This is a genomic window from Cyanobium sp. Lug-B (assembly GCF_024345635.1).
Taxonomy (GTDB): Bacteria; Cyanobacteriota; Cyanobacteriia; order PCC-6307; family Cyanobiaceae; genus Cyanobium; species Cyanobium minutissimum.
On sequence record NZ_JAGQBM010000074.1, the window covers coordinates 1 to 14,225 of the forward strand.

At 69.0% G+C, this 14,225-nt stretch carries 17 protein-coding genes and 1 pseudogene; 10 read left to right on the forward strand and 8 right to left on the reverse strand.

All coding sequences use genetic code 11. The annotated features are described in order from the left end of the window. The 4 genes and pseudogenes from KBY81_RS14435 to KBY81_RS14450 all read right to left on the reverse strand — a co-directional run. Window positions 1–193 (reverse strand): annotated as a pseudogene (locus KBY81_RS14435) (M23 family peptidase); the annotation flags it as partial. A 150-nt stretch (window positions 194–343) separates the two neighbouring features. Beyond that, window positions 344–712 carry a hypothetical protein gene (locus KBY81_RS14440; RefSeq protein WP_254976858.1) on the reverse strand — a complete coding sequence of 123 codons (369 nt, stop codon included), beginning with the start codon at window positions 710–712 and terminating at the stop codon, window positions 344–346. A gap of 201 nt (window positions 713–913) precedes the next feature. Further along, a complete protein-coding gene (locus KBY81_RS14445) occupies window positions 914–1,129 on the reverse strand; it encodes a hypothetical protein (RefSeq protein WP_254976859.1) in 216 nt (71 codons plus the stop codon). A 409-nt stretch (window positions 1,130–1,538) separates the two neighbouring features. Further along, window positions 1,539–1,748, reverse strand: coding sequence for an antitoxin MazE family protein (locus KBY81_RS14450; RefSeq protein ID WP_254976860.1), 210 nt, complete (start codon window positions 1,746–1,748; stop codon window positions 1,539–1,541). 100 nt (window positions 1,749–1,848) lie between these two features. Between KBY81_RS14450 and pdxH the strand changes: the two genes are divergently transcribed. From pdxH to KBY81_RS14465, 3 genes are read left to right on the forward strand one after another with little or no spacing between them, the layout of a single operon-like run. Further along, window positions 1,849–2,526 carry a pyridoxamine 5'-phosphate oxidase gene (pdxH, locus tag KBY81_RS14455; protein ID WP_254976872.1) on the forward strand — a complete coding sequence of 226 codons (678 nt, stop codon included), beginning with the start codon at window positions 1,849–1,851 and terminating at the stop codon, window positions 2,524–2,526. Between the two features lie 44 nt (window positions 2,527–2,570). Further along, window positions 2,571–3,692 (forward strand): rhodanese-like domain-containing protein, encoded by a 1,122-nt coding sequence (locus KBY81_RS14460; protein ID WP_106220837.1) that lies wholly within the window; start codon window positions 2,571–2,573, stop codon window positions 3,690–3,692. A gap of 41 nt (window positions 3,693–3,733) precedes the next feature. Further along, window positions 3,734–4,273: a rhodanese-like domain-containing protein gene (locus tag KBY81_RS14465; protein ID WP_254976861.1), complete on the forward strand. Its 540-nt coding sequence runs from the start codon at window positions 3,734–3,736 to the stop codon at window positions 4,271–4,273. Here the strand turns inward: KBY81_RS14465 and KBY81_RS14470 are convergent. After that, window positions 4,217–4,906, reverse strand: coding sequence for a methyltransferase domain-containing protein (locus KBY81_RS14470; RefSeq protein WP_254976862.1), 690 nt, complete (start codon window positions 4,904–4,906; stop codon window positions 4,217–4,219). The genes KBY81_RS14465 and KBY81_RS14470 overlap by 57 nt on opposite strands. Before the next feature lie 120 nt (window positions 4,907–5,026). Between KBY81_RS14470 and KBY81_RS14475 the strand changes: the two genes are divergently transcribed. The 3 genes from KBY81_RS14475 to KBY81_RS14485 are packed head-to-tail and all read left to right on the forward strand — an operon-like array spanning window position 5,027 to window position 7,965. Further along, complete coding sequence (locus KBY81_RS14475) at window positions 5,027–6,424, forward strand: cytochrome ubiquinol oxidase subunit I (protein WP_254976863.1); 1,398 nt, start codon at window positions 5,027–5,029, stop codon at window positions 6,422–6,424. A gap of 27 nt (window positions 6,425–6,451) precedes the next feature. Next, window positions 6,452–7,465, forward strand: coding sequence for a cytochrome d ubiquinol oxidase subunit II (gene cydB / locus KBY81_RS14480; RefSeq protein ID WP_254976864.1), 1,014 nt, complete (start codon window positions 6,452–6,454; stop codon window positions 7,463–7,465). Window positions 7,466–7,473: 8 nt separating this feature from the next. After that, window positions 7,474–7,965, forward strand: a complete 492-nt coding sequence (locus tag KBY81_RS14485; RefSeq protein ID WP_254976865.1) for a rhodanese-like domain-containing protein — start codon at window positions 7,474–7,476, stop codon at window positions 7,963–7,965. On the opposite strand, the gene KBY81_RS14490 is transcribed toward KBY81_RS14485, so the two are convergent. After that, window positions 7,956–8,399, reverse strand: a complete 444-nt coding sequence (locus tag KBY81_RS14490) for a DUF3122 domain-containing protein (protein ID WP_261357294.1) — start codon at window positions 8,397–8,399, stop codon at window positions 7,956–7,958. The genes KBY81_RS14485 and KBY81_RS14490 overlap by 10 nt on opposite strands. Before the next feature lie 129 nt (window positions 8,400–8,528). Then, window positions 8,529–9,455: an ion channel gene (locus tag KBY81_RS14495; protein ID WP_254976866.1), complete on the reverse strand. Its 927-nt coding sequence runs from the start codon at window positions 9,453–9,455 to the stop codon at window positions 8,529–8,531. Between the two features lie 140 nt (window positions 9,456–9,595). Here KBY81_RS14495 and KBY81_RS14500 point away from each other — a divergent pair, with 140 nt between their 5' ends. Beyond that, window positions 9,596–10,876, forward strand: coding sequence for an FAD/NAD(P)-binding oxidoreductase (locus tag KBY81_RS14500; RefSeq protein WP_254976867.1), 1,281 nt, complete (start codon window positions 9,596–9,598; stop codon window positions 10,874–10,876). On the opposite strand, the gene KBY81_RS14505 is transcribed toward KBY81_RS14500, so the two are convergent. After that, entirely contained in the window at window positions 10,821–11,456 is a 636-nt protein-coding gene (locus KBY81_RS14505; protein ID WP_254976868.1) for a DUF89 domain-containing protein, read from the reverse strand. The two genes, KBY81_RS14500 and KBY81_RS14505, sit on opposite strands and share 56 nt — an antisense overlap. A gap of 347 nt (window positions 11,457–11,803) precedes the next feature. Between KBY81_RS14505 and KBY81_RS14510 the strand changes: the two genes are divergently transcribed. The 3 genes from KBY81_RS14510 to KBY81_RS14520 all read left to right on the forward strand — a co-directional run. Beyond that, a complete protein-coding gene (locus KBY81_RS14510) occupies window positions 11,804–12,313 on the forward strand; it encodes a hypothetical protein (RefSeq protein ID WP_254976869.1) in 510 nt (169 codons plus the stop codon). Between the two features lie 41 nt (window positions 12,314–12,354). Next, a complete protein-coding gene (locus KBY81_RS14515; protein WP_254976870.1) occupies window positions 12,355–13,518 on the forward strand; it encodes an exonuclease SbcCD subunit D in 1,164 nt (387 codons plus the stop codon). Further along, window positions 13,515–14,225: AAA family ATPase (locus KBY81_RS14520; protein ID WP_254976871.1), on the forward strand; the 711-nt coding region annotated here is incomplete at its 3' end. The genes KBY81_RS14515 and KBY81_RS14520, both read left to right, overlap by 4 nt.

Below are 14,225 nucleotides of genomic sequence, written 5' to 3' on the forward strand. Positions count from 1 at the left end.
TGGTGGCCCTCGGCGCCGGGGTGGGGGTGACCCGGGCGGGCGGAGGCACGGGCGGCAGCAGCTCGCCCGGCCAGGGCGACGCTTCCGCCCCAGCCCCGGTGGCCGAATCGGGGATCGGTGGCTCCCCGGGGGGCCCTGGCGGGTCGATCCCCGCCGCACCGGCGGCGCCGGGGAGCAGCAGAAGCAGCAGCATCAGCGGCACCGAAGCCCGCCGGGGACATGCAGGGGCCATCGAGGGGGCGCAGGGCGAGCGCGTTGTACCGCCTCTGCGCGGGGGAGGCCCACTGGCCGGCACCGGGATCGTCGTCATCGGGCCCCGGCTGCTCAGTGCATTGAGCACGGATCAAAGGGGATCACCGGGCAGAAAGCGCCGGATGAACAGCTCCAGGGCCATCGGCCCGCAGCGGGGCTGCCAGGTGGTGCCGCCCGGCAGTCGCCGCCAGCAGGCCACCTGGAGCGCGTCGCCGCCGGCCAGCAGCTGCACCCGGTAGCGGTACTCGGCATCGGCGGCCTGGGCGGGGGCGGCCAGAGGTTCGGCGCCGGGCTGGCTGGCCAGGAACGCCGCCGCGAAGGCCTGCGGCTCCGGCCGCTGGCGCAGGGCCGTGGCGAACCGCCAGGCTGCGCCGGTGGGGTAGCCGTCGTGGTGGAGATAGAGATGGCGCTCCGGAACGCCGGGGAAACCGGTGAACGAGTAGACGGCGCGGGTGGCCAAGGGGCTGGAGCGACTGCACAGGGAAGTGCCACCGGTGTCTCAGCTGCTGTTGGGATTCGAACCGGCCGCAACTGGCCAAACGACTGCAAGCAAGTGCTGGTCAAGGGAGTTCCCTCTGCATCTGGTGCAGCTGATGAAGGACATCCTGCGAACGCTGGGGTGAGCTCCCTACGCTCGGGAGAGATCAAGAAACGGATTCTGTCAATGAGAACCGTGAAAAGCCTGATTGAGGAACTGGCCAGGTTCCCTGACGAAGCGCTCTGCCATGCCTACGAAGGAGAGATCATCGGGATTGTTGTTCGGCTCGGCGGACGCGAGGGAGTGATTCACTGCGGTGAAGGTGAAGGGCCTGAGCCGGAAACACAGCCACTCAAAGCCTTCTAAATCCCGCGGCAGATCAGATGGCCTGGAGGTCATCGCTGGAGTCGCGGAAGCTGATCCTCTGGTCTTTCAAGTCCGTGGCTACGCTCCGCCAATCACGGGCCTTGAGGTAAGCGAGAAGTTGCTGAGTTTCAGGATCCAGTGATGCCGGAAGGCTCAGGCCAGCCTCTCGGTGCATGGGGCCAGGACTGAATTCCCTGTCCAGCTGGCCGGCCAATCACCTGTGCCGGGGCCTGTCATCGAAGCCGCAACCGAGACCTGTGGCCATAGCTTCACCGAAGACACTCACCGGGCCAGGCCCAGAAAGACCAGGATGGAGCGATTCATCCGCACCAGAAGCGCGTCATCGAGAATGCCGATCCTTCGCCCCAGCCGTGCGCGGGGCACTGTGGTGAGCTTGCCCGCGTCAGCCGGCCCCCCGCCACGGTCCAGATCTCACCACGATTCATTCCTGAGCCTGATCCGGCCAGAGGAAGATGGCGTCCACGAAGGCCTGGTCTTCGGCCTCCAGGGAGCCGGCATTGGCCAGCAGGCTCTGGCGACGGGCCTCGGCAGTGAACCGGGGCGAGCGCACGTCGGGCGCCCAGATCTGGATCGGCCGCAACCCCTGGGCACGCAGCCGCTGGTGGGCGTCGCCGTCCGTCGCTGGATCCATGGACTCCCTCCTCCGGTTAGATGTAACCCGATAGGAGGGCTGACCCATGGCTCTGCAGGTCCCAGGCTGGGGCCAGCACGACGCCGCGCGACGGCTGACCATGGGCGATCCAGCCACCCCCACCGACCCCGCCCAGCTGCGCCGCGACTACCGGCGCCAGGAGCTGCGGCGGGGGGACCTGGCCGACGATCCGGTGGAGCAGTTCCGGCGCTGGTTTGATCAGGCGGTGGCCGCCGCTCTGGACGAGCCCAACGCCATGGTGTTGGGCACCAGCAATGGGGTGCGCCCCAGCGCCCGCACCGTGCTGCTCAAGGCCTTTGATGAGCGCGGCTTTGTGTTCTTCACCCACTACGAAAGCCGCAAGGCCAGCGAGATCGCCGCCCATCCGGAGGTGAGCCTGCTGTTTCCCTGGTACGGGCTGGAGCGGCAGGTGGCCATCCTGGGCCGGGCCGAGCGGATCAGCGCCGCCGAATCGCTGGCCTACTTCCTGTCGCGCCCCGTCGGCAGCCGGCTGGGGGCCTGGGTGTCGCAGCAGAGCGCCGTGATCAGCTCCCGCTCGATCCTGGAGATGCAGTGGGACGCCATGAAGCGCCGCTTCGCCGATGGCGAGGTGCCGCTGCCGCCGGCCTGGGGCGGCCTGCGGGTGGTGCCGTTCGAGTTCGAGTTCTGGCAGGGCCGCAGCAACCGCCTGCACGATCGCTTCCGCTACCGGCCCGCCGAGCCGGCCGGAGAGGAGGGCGGAGGCGCGGCCTGGACCATCGAGAGGCTGGCGCCCTGAGGCACTATGCGGCTATGCTCATAACAGTTGATGGTTGATCGCCCATGGCTGTCGCACCCGCGCCTTCCCTGTCCCTCGCCGCCGCCGCCGGGGGCGGCCCGCTGCTGTTCCGCCAGCTGTTCGACGCCGACACCGGCACCTTCACCTATCTGCTGGCGGATGTGGCCAGCCGCCAGGCCCTGCTGATCGATTCCGTCTTCGAGCAGCACGACCGCGACCTCTCCCTGATCCGGGAGCTGGGCGTCGAGCTGGTGGCCTCGATCGACACCCACGCCCATGCCGACCATGTCACGGGCAGCTGGCTGATGCACGAGGCCACCGGCTGCGCCATCGGCCTGGCCGCCTGCGTCGGCGCCGAGAACGTCACCCGCCCCCTGAAGCACGGCGATCGCGTCCTCTTCGGCGGCCGCCACGTGGAGGTGCGCGCCACCCCCGGCCACACCGACGGCTGCCTCAGCTTCGTTCTCGACGACCACACGATGGCCTTCACCGGCGACGCCCTGCTGGTGCGGGGCTGCGGCCGCTGCGACTTCCAGCAGGGCAACGCCCACACCCTCTGGGCCTCGATCACCGGGCAGATCCTCACCCTCCCCGACCACTGCCTGCTCTACCCCGGCCACGATTACACCGGCCGCAGCGTCACCTCCGTCACCGAGGAGAAGGCCTTCAACGCCCGCCTCGGCGGCCACGCCACCGAGCGGGACTTCGTCGGCCACATGGAGAACATGCGGCTGCCCCATCCCCACCGGATCGCCCAGGCCCTGCCCGGCAACATGCGCTCCGGCAAGCCCCGCGAGGCCAGCGCCGCCCCCGCTTGGGCACCCATGGCCCGCAGCTACGCGGGACTGCCCGAACTCAGCCCCGCCTGGGTGGCCGCCCATCGCGGCGATGTCACCGTGCTGGATGTGCGCTCCGCCGAGGAATACGACGGACCGGACGGGCACGTGGGCGGCAGCCTGCTGATCCCCCTGCCGGAGCTGGAGAACCGTGCCGGCGAGATCCCCACCGATCGCCCGCTGGTGGTGGTCTGCCATTCGGGCAGCCGCTCCGCCCTGGCCACCCAGCAGCTGCTCAAGGCCGGCCGGACGCAGGTGGCCAACCTCCATGGCGGCCTGAGCCGCTGGGCCGCCGAAGGCTTCCCGCTGGAGGGCGTCCTCCAGGCCTGAAGCGCCGCCAAGTGAATGCCATCCCCTTGCTTCTTCCCTCCATGACCACCACGACCATGACCACCACAGCCACCCCCAGCCGCATCAGCGCCCACGACCTCGCCGAACGGCTGGCGGCCGGTGACGTCACCGTGATCGATGTGCGCGAGCCGATGGAGTTCGTCACCGGCCACATCGCCGGCAGCCTCAACGTCCCCCTCTCGCGCCTGGCCCAGGCCGACCTGCCCCGCGGCCCGCTGGTGCTGGTCTGCCAGAGCGGCAACCGCAGCGGCAAGGGCCTCGCCCAGCTGCTCCAGCAGGGCCATCCCCACCCCGTCGCCGACCTCCTCGGTGGCGTGCCCGCCTGGCAGCAGGCCGGCTTCCCGGTGCGCCAGCTCAAGGGGGCGCCGCTGCCGCTGATGCGCCAGGTCCAGATCGTCGCCGGCAGCCTGGTGCTGCTGGGGGTGATCCTGAGCCAGGTGGTGGCCCCGGGCTGGATCTGGCTGAGCGGCTTCGTGGGGGCCGGGCTCACCTTCGCGGGCCTCTCAGGCTTCTGCGGCATGGCCCGCCTGCTGGCCGCCATGCCCTGGAACCGGGTGTAGCGGCCGGCGCCACAGGCCCAGCCATTCGTCCGGGCGCTGGTCCACCGAACCGGTGGCCGGCTCCCACACCTCAGCCACCAGCCCCGCCTCGCCCAGCTGGGCGGCCACCGCCTGCGGGTCACTGCCCCAGGGCGGACCGCCCGGGTTGCCGTGGCACCAGAACAGCCCCAGCAGCCAGCCGCCCGGCGCCAGCAAGCGGCACACGGTGGCGATGTAGGCGTCGCGGCGGCCCGGATCGATGGCGCAGAAGCAGGTGTGCTCCACCACCCCACCGAGGCTGCCGGGCGCCAGCCCCGCCGCCTCCAGGGCCGGCCGGTCGAACAGGTCGGCCTGCAGCCAGCGCAGGCCGGGCCGGTCGTCGCCGTGCCGCGCCCGCGCTTCCGTCACCGCCTCGCCGCTGAAATCCAGGCCGATGGCCGCGAAGCCGAGCTGCTCGAGCAGGGCGGCCTCATGGCCGCGGCCACAGCCCGGCACCAGCACCTGGCCGGGGGGCCGGGGGGCCAGCGGATGGCTGCGCAGAAATGCCTCCAGCGGCGGAGCCGGCCGGCCCAGTTCCCAGCCGTCGGTGCCCTGGCGGTAGCGCTGGTCCCAGTGGCTGGCCGCCGCGGGGCTGGCCGGTTCGGAGCGGTTCATGGCTTCAGCATGGACTGGACGCCGGGTCGTTCAGGGTCGAGATGTGTTCATCCGCTCACTACGGCATCGTGATGCCAGCACTCCAATGCAGGCTGGCCACCTGACCGTGGCGCCTCCCCGTTGGACTGGCTTGCCGACACCGTCGTTCTTTCGCGCCTGCAGTTCGCGTTGACGGCGATCTTCCACATGCTCTGGCCCGTGCTGTCCACCGGCCTGGCGATCTTTCTGGTGATTCTCGAAGCCCTCTGGCTGCGCACCCAGAACCCCCTTTACTACCGGCAGGCCCGCTTCTGGGCCAAGCTCTACGTGCTCAACTTCGGCATCGGCGTGGCCTCGGGGCTGCCGATGGAGTTCCAGTTCGGCACCAACTGGGCGCCGCTTTCGGAGTTCGTGGGTGACTTCTTCGGGGCCGTGCTCGGCTTCGAGGGCGCCATGGCCTTCATGCTTGAGGCGGGTTTCCTCGGCATCATGCTGTTCGGCTGGAACCGGGTGCCGCCGGTGATCCATTTCCTCTCCACCGTGATGGTGGCCTTCGGCGCCAACCTCTCGGTGTTCTGGATTCTGAGCGCCAATTCCTGGCTGCAGACCCCCGCCGGCGGCAGCTTCAGCCAGGGCCATTTCCACGTGGAGAACTACTTCAGCGCCATCAACAACCCGTTCATGCTGCGCAGTGTGCTGCACATGAGCCTGGCCACGTTGGAAACCTCGATGCTGGTGGTGGCGGCGATCAGCGCCTGGTCGCTGCTGTCGGGCAAGGCCGAGGCCTTCTTCTCCTTCTCCTTCCGCCTCGCCCTGGTGGTCCTGCTGGTGGTGGCTCCCCTTCAGATCGTGGCGGGCCACGAAAGCGGCCTGCAGGTGGCCGAGCATCAGCCCACCAAGCTGGCCGCCATGGAGGCGCTCTGGGAGAACCAGGCCGCCGGCGAGGCTCCCCCCTGGACCGTGATCGCCGCGCCCGATGAGAACGGCGGTCGCAACCGCTGGGCGCTGGGCCTTCCCGGCGGGCTCAGCTGGATCCTCGAAGGCCGGCCTCGGCTCAGCCAGGACGTGCGCGGTCTGAACAGCTGGCCCGCCGACCAGCGGCCCCGCATGGTGGGGCTGATCTTCTACGCCTTCCGCCTGATGGCGGGCATCGGCATCGCCGTCGCCGCCCTGATGGGCCTGACCGTGCTTCTGTGGTGGCGCACCGGCCTGACGCCCGAGTTCTTCCGCCGTCAGGCCTGGCTGAGCTGGTGCTGGATCCTGGCCGCGCCGGCCGGCTACCTGGCGATCGAGTCCGGCTGGATCGTGCGCTGCGTCGGCCGTCAGCCCTGGACGGTCTACGGCCAGCTGCGCACCTCCGAGGCCGCCTCCCAGCTGCCGGCCCAGGAAGTGCTGATCAGCCTCAGCAGCTTCACGCTGCTCTACGGAGCGCTGCTGCTGTTCGCCCTGTTCTTCGGCGCCCGGATCATCCGCAAGGGTCCCGATCTCACCCTGGAACCACCGACGGGTCCCGTCCGCGCCGCCACCTCCGCCTCCTGATCCCCCTTCCCCGATGGCCACGGACTGATGGAATTCCTGGATGTCTTCATGCCAGTGGTCTGGTTCGTGATCCTGGCCCTGTTCCTGCTGCTCTACGTGATCCTCGACGGCTTCGATCTGGGGGTTGGGATCCTGTCGCTCACCTCCCCCAGTGAGAAGCAGCGCACGCTGCTGATGGCCTCGCTGGGTTCGATCTGGGATGCCAACGAAACCTGGCTGGTGCTGATGGGCGGGGCGCTGTTCGGCGCCTTTCCCCTCGCCTACGGCACGATCCTCAAGGCCCTCTACGGGCCGATCTACCTGATGATCCTCGGCCTGATCCTGCGGGCCGTGGCCTTCGAGTTCCGCGAGAATGCGATCAACAAGCGGCCCTGGAACCTCACCTTCGGCATCGGCAGCCTGCTGGCCGCCGCGTCCCAGGGGATCTGCCTCGGCACCGTGCTCTCCGGCCTGCCCACCGACGCCGATGGGCATTTCATCGGCTCCCCCTGGATCTGGGTCAACGGCAGCAGCCTGGTGGTGGCCCTCACCCTGATCCAGGGGTACGTGCTGATCGGCTCCACCTACCTGATCCTCAAGACCAGCGGCGAACTGCAGCAGCTGCACGTGCGCACCGCCCGGCTGGCGGCCGCCACCACCCTGGGCGGGGCCCTGCTGATCACCGTCACCTCCCCCTTCATGTCGGAAACCCTGCGGTCGCGCCTGTTCGATCCGGCCTTTCTTCCCTTCTTCGTGCTGCTGCCCCTGCTCGGCATCGCCCTGATCGTGCAGCTGTTCCGCAGCCTCGCCCTGGGTCAGGAGGTGTGGCCGTTCGTCTATACGGTGCTGCTGTTCGTGCTCAGCTTCGCGGGCCTGGGCGTGATGGTGTTTCCGGCGATCATTCCACCATCAGTGACGATTTTTGAAGCCTCGTCTTCGGTCACCTCCATGGTGTTCATGTTGACCTTCATCGGGGTTCTGATTCCGATCATGCTCTTTTACAACATCTACAACTACATCGCCTTCAGCGGCAAGGTCGACGCTGAACTCGACCAGGCCTGAACCAACCCATGAAACATTCGCTGACCCTGCTGCTGAGCGGCCTTGCCCTCGCCGTGCTGCTGCTGCTGGGCGGGGGCTCCGGCGCCGCGGCGGCGGGGCCACAGGGACTCCCTGCTGTGGAGGGTGCCGTGGACCAGTATCTCCATTCCCTTCCCGCCGATTTCCACACCCTCAGGACGGTGCCAGCCCTCAAGAGCCTGATGGCCGGCGGCAACGTCCTGCTGATCGATGTGCGCCAGCCTGGCGAGTACCGGGCCGGCCACATCCGCGGGGCCGTCAACCTCCCCCTGCGGGAACTCGATGACCACCTCGGCGCTATCCCCACGGACAAGGAGATCGTCCTCTACTGCTCCACGGGCTTTCGCTCGGCGATGGGGGTGATGGCCCTGCAGCTGCAGGGATTCCGCCATGTGCGTGGCTTTCCACCGAGCTTCGCCGGCTGGCAGGCCGCCGGCGAGGCCGTTTCAGGCCCGGAGGCTGGCGACGGCGCTCAGGCCTGATCGCCCCCCCGGGTCGCCGACGCCAGCGAATGGAGCACCATCGCCTGATCCGGCGTCAGATCGAAGCCGAGAACTCCGGAGTCCGAGGTCACACTGAGGCGCAGGGGCAGGGCTTCGCTGGGTCGCGGCATCAGGGCGTCGAGGTCGAACTGGGCCGATCCGGCCGGGATGGGCGCCGCCTTCTGGACGAGCTCCTCGCTGTGGTTGGGCAGGCTCCACTCCTGGCCCGAGGAATCGCTCAACACCAGCTCCTCGTGGTGATCCAGCCCCAGGCCAGGCTCCAGGGCATTGAGGCGGAGCCGCTGGCCGGAGGGATACTCCGGAAACGGCTGCTCGAAGACCCTGGCATTGAGCCGATGGCCCGCCCCATCGGCGAGTGACCAGCTTTCGGCCGCCAGGGCAGCAGAGGCTCCCAACAGCAGAACCAGCAGCAAGGGGAGCACAGCGCCAAGGCTTCGGCGCAGCAGTCCGGCACGACGGATGGGTGGCTTCATGGCGCAGGGCCAGGGATTACGACAAAACGCTAACGCAGTTAGCGCATAGAGTGCGGACTCCTGGCCAGGTCAGGCCGCCGAGGCGCAGGGACACGGGTGGGTGCGGTTGAAGTTGGCGAAGTCGATGCGCTGGCCCTGCCCTTCTTCCTCCTGCATCATGTCGACGAAGCCCTCGCCGAACAGCACCCGTGACGCCGGCAGGTGGTGATGGGCGTAGATCGGCCGCTCCAGGGTGGCGTCGATGCCACGGAAAGACACCAGGATCTCGGCCTCGCCGGCGGCCAGATCCCGGGGTGTTCGGCCCCGCAGGGGGCTGCGGTCATCGATCGGATGCATCAGCGTCCAGGTGAGCAGAAACAGGGGGGAGCGGTCGCGGTTCAGGACCAGGGGGTGGAGACGCCGCATGCGATGGCCCTCCGTCGTGCGCTCATCGATGGCGAGATAGGCCTGAACCGTGGCCTCCAGGATGGTCTTGCGGCGTTCGTTGGCCAGACGAAACATCAAGGTGGGCAGGCCGTCGTAGTCGTGCACGGTGGCCACCTCCGAGAACAGGATCCGTGCCGTCGAGCGGGAGAAGCGGCTGAAGGCCATCCCCGTCATCAGGGCGATGACGATCAAGCCCAGCAGCGATTCGACCGTGACCACCAGATGGGTGAACAGGCTGGCGGGGTGGAAGGCTCCGTAGCCGATCGACCCCAGGGTCTGGACGCTGAAGAAGAAGGCCTCGGTGAAGCGGGTCGTCTCGCCGGCCACCCCGGCGATGCCCCGGGGATCGAGCCAGTAGAGGAGCGCGAACAGCAGGTTGAGCAGCAGGTAACCGGCGCCGATCAGCCCGAAGAAGCCGGGCCAGGGCACCGCCAGCATCAGGTGATTGGGGTGGCGCCAGTGCCGCAGCCAGTCGGAGGGATTCACCGCGGTGAAGATGCCCCCATGCTTCTGCAGCCGCAGCGGAGGAGCCGACGGGGGCGAGGTTTCACGCCGCTGGGATGGGGCCATCGGCGGAACTGGCGGCAGTCTCCTGATTCTAATTGTTTATGCGTTTCAACGCATGAATTTGTGTGTGGCGGGCCGCCTGTCGGCGACCGCTCGACCCAGAGTGGGACGGAGCGCGTGGTCGGGAGATGGGCGAATCCGGAGTGGAACATCACCGCCGGCACCGGGTTCTGATCGTCGGCGGCGGCTCCGCCGGGATCACCGTCGCCGCCCAGCTGCTGCGGGCCCGCCCCGGCCTTGACGTGGCGATCCTGGAGCCCGCCTCCATTCACGCCTACCAGTCCGGCTGGATCCTGGCCGGCGCCGGCCTGCTCCCCTACGCCCAGACCGAGCGGCCCGAGGCCGACGTGATCCCGGCCGGTGCTGTCTGGATCCAGGACAGCGCCGCCCGCTTTGAGCCGGAGGCCCGCCGGGTGATCACGGCCACCGGCGCCACCCTCGGCTACGAGGTGCTGGTGGTGGCCACCGGTCTGAAGCTCGACTGGAGCCGTATCCGGGGCCTGCCGGAGGCCCTCGGCCGCCACGGCGTCATCAGCACCTACTCCCGCCCCCACCTCGCCGCCAGCTGGCAGGCGATCCGCGATTTTCGGGGTGGCACCGCCGTGTTCACTCACCCCGCCACGCCGATCAAGTGCGGCGGCGCCCCCCAGAAGGTGATGTACCTGGCCGACGACATCTTTCAGGCCAGCAGCGGCGTGGGGGTGAACGCCCGGGTGATCTTCTGCAGCGCCCAGGCCCAGCTCTATCCCGTCGAGGCCTACAACACCACCGTGGAGCGCGTCGTGGCACGCCGGGGAATCGAGACCCGCCTGCTCCACAACCTGGTGGAGGTGCGCGCCGACGAGCGGGTGGCCGTCTTTGAGGTGAAAGGCGAGGGCGGGGAGCCCCGGCAGGAGGAGATCCGCTACGACCTTCTCCATGTGGTGCCGCCGATGGCGGCTCCGGATGTGATCGCCGCCAGCCCCCTGGCCATCGCCGGGCCGGGGGGCTGGGTGGAGGTCGACAGGCTCACCTGCCAGCACAAGCGTTACGGCGATGTGTTCGCCCTCGGGGATGTGAGTTCCCTGCCCACCGCCAAGAGCCTGGCCGCCGTACGCGGCCAGGCGCCGGTGCTGGTGGCCAACCTGCTGGCCCAGGTCGATGGTCGGCCGCTGCTGGCCCACTACGACGGTTACACCGCCTGCCCCCTGATCACCAGCTTCCACGACGTGGTGATGGCGGAGTTCGACTACAGCCTGCAGCCGGTGAGTTCGTTCCTGGTGGATCCCACCAAGGAGCGCTGGAGCATGTTCCTGGTGGAAACCCGGGTGTTCCCCTGGGTGTACTGGCACCGGGTGCTCAAGGGGCGCCTGCACGAAAGCCGCTTCCTCAAGCCCTTCGGCCCCCTGGTGCGTGCCCTGGGACTGGCACGCCGCGGGACTTGAACAGCATCAGGGTGCCGATGGGCGGGCCGACAAGGGCTGCGATCACGCGACATTTCGCCTTGAAGGGAAAAAAGAGCTGGCCGGGCTCCTCACTCAAGGATTCATCATTTCCCTGCCCCTGGGCGATGATCATGTCGGCGGCGGCAAAGCGATTGCGCAGCTCCTGGCGGCAGTCCGGCAGGATGGTTCCCGGGGCATCCGAGCCGTTGTCGATGACCGCAACGATCCGATCAAGCCCCACCCGCTTGGCATCGTCTTGGGTGGCATCATTGAGGATCGGTGATCCCCGTACCACCGCGCGGAACGGCTCCACATCGCCATGGAAGGGATCCTCCAGAGCCCTCTCCAGGGCCAGCTGCTCATCCTGCTCCGTGAGCTGGCCGTTGCTGCCCATGTCGATGGCATTGCCGGCGATCGCGAGGCGGGCGGCCATCAGGAGAGGGTCGCCGCAGGCCTCCACCGCAGCCTCAAGCGCCGGAAGCTTCTCCATCACAACGCCGTTCTGCCAGACCTTTGTCTCGCGGCAGGGGTCGACCACATTCATCATCTCCCTGGGACGCCGGTGCAGGCGCTGCGCCATCGCAGATCGTCAGTGACCAGTCGGGCGGCCTCCAATGACTGGCGCAGCAGGCAAGGAATGCAATCCAATGACGTAGTCATATTGAAAAGGGATGCAATCGTGCTGCACGTGAGTCGCCAATTGCAGCAGCAGGGCTGGAGGCGCAGGTCGCGAGTCTCTGACAGTGGCTGCCGAGAAGGGTGACACGCCGGGTGAACCGTGGAGTTGGCTATCCACGCTAATGACCGAGCGTCACTACGCACGCTCTGGATATCCGTCTGCGTCGCATCAGGTGAACGGATTAGGTTGACATTGTCCCCGCAGAGCACCACAAGACAATGAAAAGAATTCTTGCTTTATTGGCCTCGATGGTGATGGCACCCTGGCGCCGCCTGGTCGGCATCAGCCAGGCCTGGATCGTGGCGACCGGGCTGTTCCTCCTGGCCTCGCTCCTCTCGCCAGCGGCCGCCTCAGCCGCTGATACCGATGGCAACTGGAATCTTGATGACGGCGCGGGGCACCGCCTCGGCGGCATGATCTACGAATCGTCAGACATCAACGCGGCCAAGGGTCTGCGCCTGCGACTGAATGCCGAATCTCCCAAGCTGACCCTGAACCACTCCCGACCCCTGCGGCTCAGTGGTGGCAAGGATCAGGACTGGAGTCTCGCCAACCTCAGCGCTGAGCTCACGGCCTCTGCCGGTGGCGCGATCCCGGCCACGTCGTCCCAGTTCGACGCCGGCTGCCTCGATCCGACCCCTGCCGATGGCCTGCCCCTGAAGATCACGGTGCCGAGTTCCGCCGGAGATCTGAGCTTTGCCCTCTCGCCCGGTCAGGTCCAGACCTTGCACTCGCTGACGGACGCCTGCATGAACTGACGATTGCCTGGGAGCGCCGCTGGCCTCGGTACCTTGTCCCCATGCGGCTGCTGCACACCTCCGACTGGCACCTGGGCCGCAGTTTTCACGGCGCCTCGCTGCTGGAGGAGCAGGAGGCGGCGGTCGACCGGATCGCCCAACTGGCCCGGGAGCATGCCGTGGATGCGGTGCTGATCGCCGGCGACCTCTACGACCGGGCCATCCCACCGTCCGAGGCGGTGGACCTGTTCAACCGGGCCCTGGCCCGGCTGAGCCGTGATGGCACCGCCGTGGTGGCCATCGCCGGCAACCACGATTCCCATGTGCGGGTGTCGGTGTACGACCCGCTGCTCTCGGCCTTCGGGGTCACGGTGCGGGGCGACGTGGCCCGGGCCAGCGAGCCGGTGCTGGTGACACCCCGCGACGGCGGCACGCCGGTGGCCATCTATCCCCTGCCCTACCTGGAGCCGGCGGTGGTCGGGCCGGCCCTGGCCGGGGCTCCCGTGCGCCTCCGCCACGAGGAGGTGACCCGGCTGGCCATCGAGCGGATCCACGCCGATCGGCGCGAACGGCCGCCGCACCGTGCGGTGCTGGTGGCCCACACCTTCGTGGCGGGCGGCGAGACGTCGGAGTCGGAGCGGGAGCTCACCATCGGCAACGTCGACCGGGTGAGCGTGGCCGCCTTTGAGGGCTTCGATTACGTGGCCCTGGGCCACCTGCACGCCTCCCAGCAGCTGGACGGCCCCCGGGTGGCCTACTCGGGCACCCCCCTGGCCTATTCCTTCTCCGAGGAGCGGCACGTCAAGTCGGTGCGGATCGTGGAGCTGGCCGCCGACGGGACGCCCAGCGTGGAAGTGGTGCCCCTGGGGGTGGGCCGGCGCCTGTGCACCCTGCGGGGGCCGATCGAGGAGCTCTGCTCAGACCCTGCTCACGCCGGCGCCAGCGAGGCGCGGGTGCGGGCGATCCTCACCGACGACGTCCTGCCCCTGCAGGCCATGGCCCGGTTGCGGGCCCGCTTTCCCCACATCGCCGAGCTGCGCCACGAGCCCCCCGACGTGGCCCGCGCCGGCGAGGCCGAGCGCCACCGCCAGGTGCGCCAGGCCCGGTCGCCGCTGGAGCTGGCCACCGCCTTCTTCACCGACCAGCAGGGCCGGGCGGCCACACCGGCGGAAGCCGGGCTGCTGGAGGCCGCCCTGCAGGCGGCGGAACGGGGAGGGGAGCGGTGAAGCCCCACCGGCTGGCGATCGAGGCCTTCGGGCCCTATGCCGATCCGGTGGCGGTCGACTTCGACGCCCTGGCCACCGAGGGGCTGTTCCTGATCCACGGCACCACCGGCGCCGGCAAGACCTTCCTGCTCGATGCCCTCTGCTTCGCCCTCTACGGCGAGGTGTCGGGCGACCGCAGCGTCAAGGGGCTGCGCTCCGACCACGCCGCCCCCGGCGCCGTGCCCCGGGTGAGCCTGGAGTTCTCCTGCGGCGCCGCCCGCTACCGGGTGGAGCGCGTGCCGGCCCATACGGCGCCGAAGATTCGGGGCCAGGGCTTTACTGACAAACCCTCCCAGGCGTTCCTGTTCCGGCTGGCCGCCGGTGGGGACGAGCAACCCGTGGCGGCCAAGACCACCGAGGTGGACAAGGAGGTGGTGGCCCTGGTGGGGCTCAGCGCCGCCCAGTTCCGCCAGGTGATCCTGCTGCCCCAGGGGCGCTTCGCCGAGGTGCTGCGGGCCAGGGCCGAGGAGCGTGAAGCCCTGCTCAAGACCCTCTTCGACACGGAGATCTACGAGCGGGCCGGCTGGTGGCTGGAGGAGCGGGCCCGGGAGGCGCGCCAGCTGGCGCTGGAGCAGGCCCGGGAGCAGGAGGTGCGGCGGCGCCGGGCGGCCGATGCCTGGGCCCCCCACGCGCCCGAGCCGCCGGACGGGGCCGAACCCTCCCAGGAG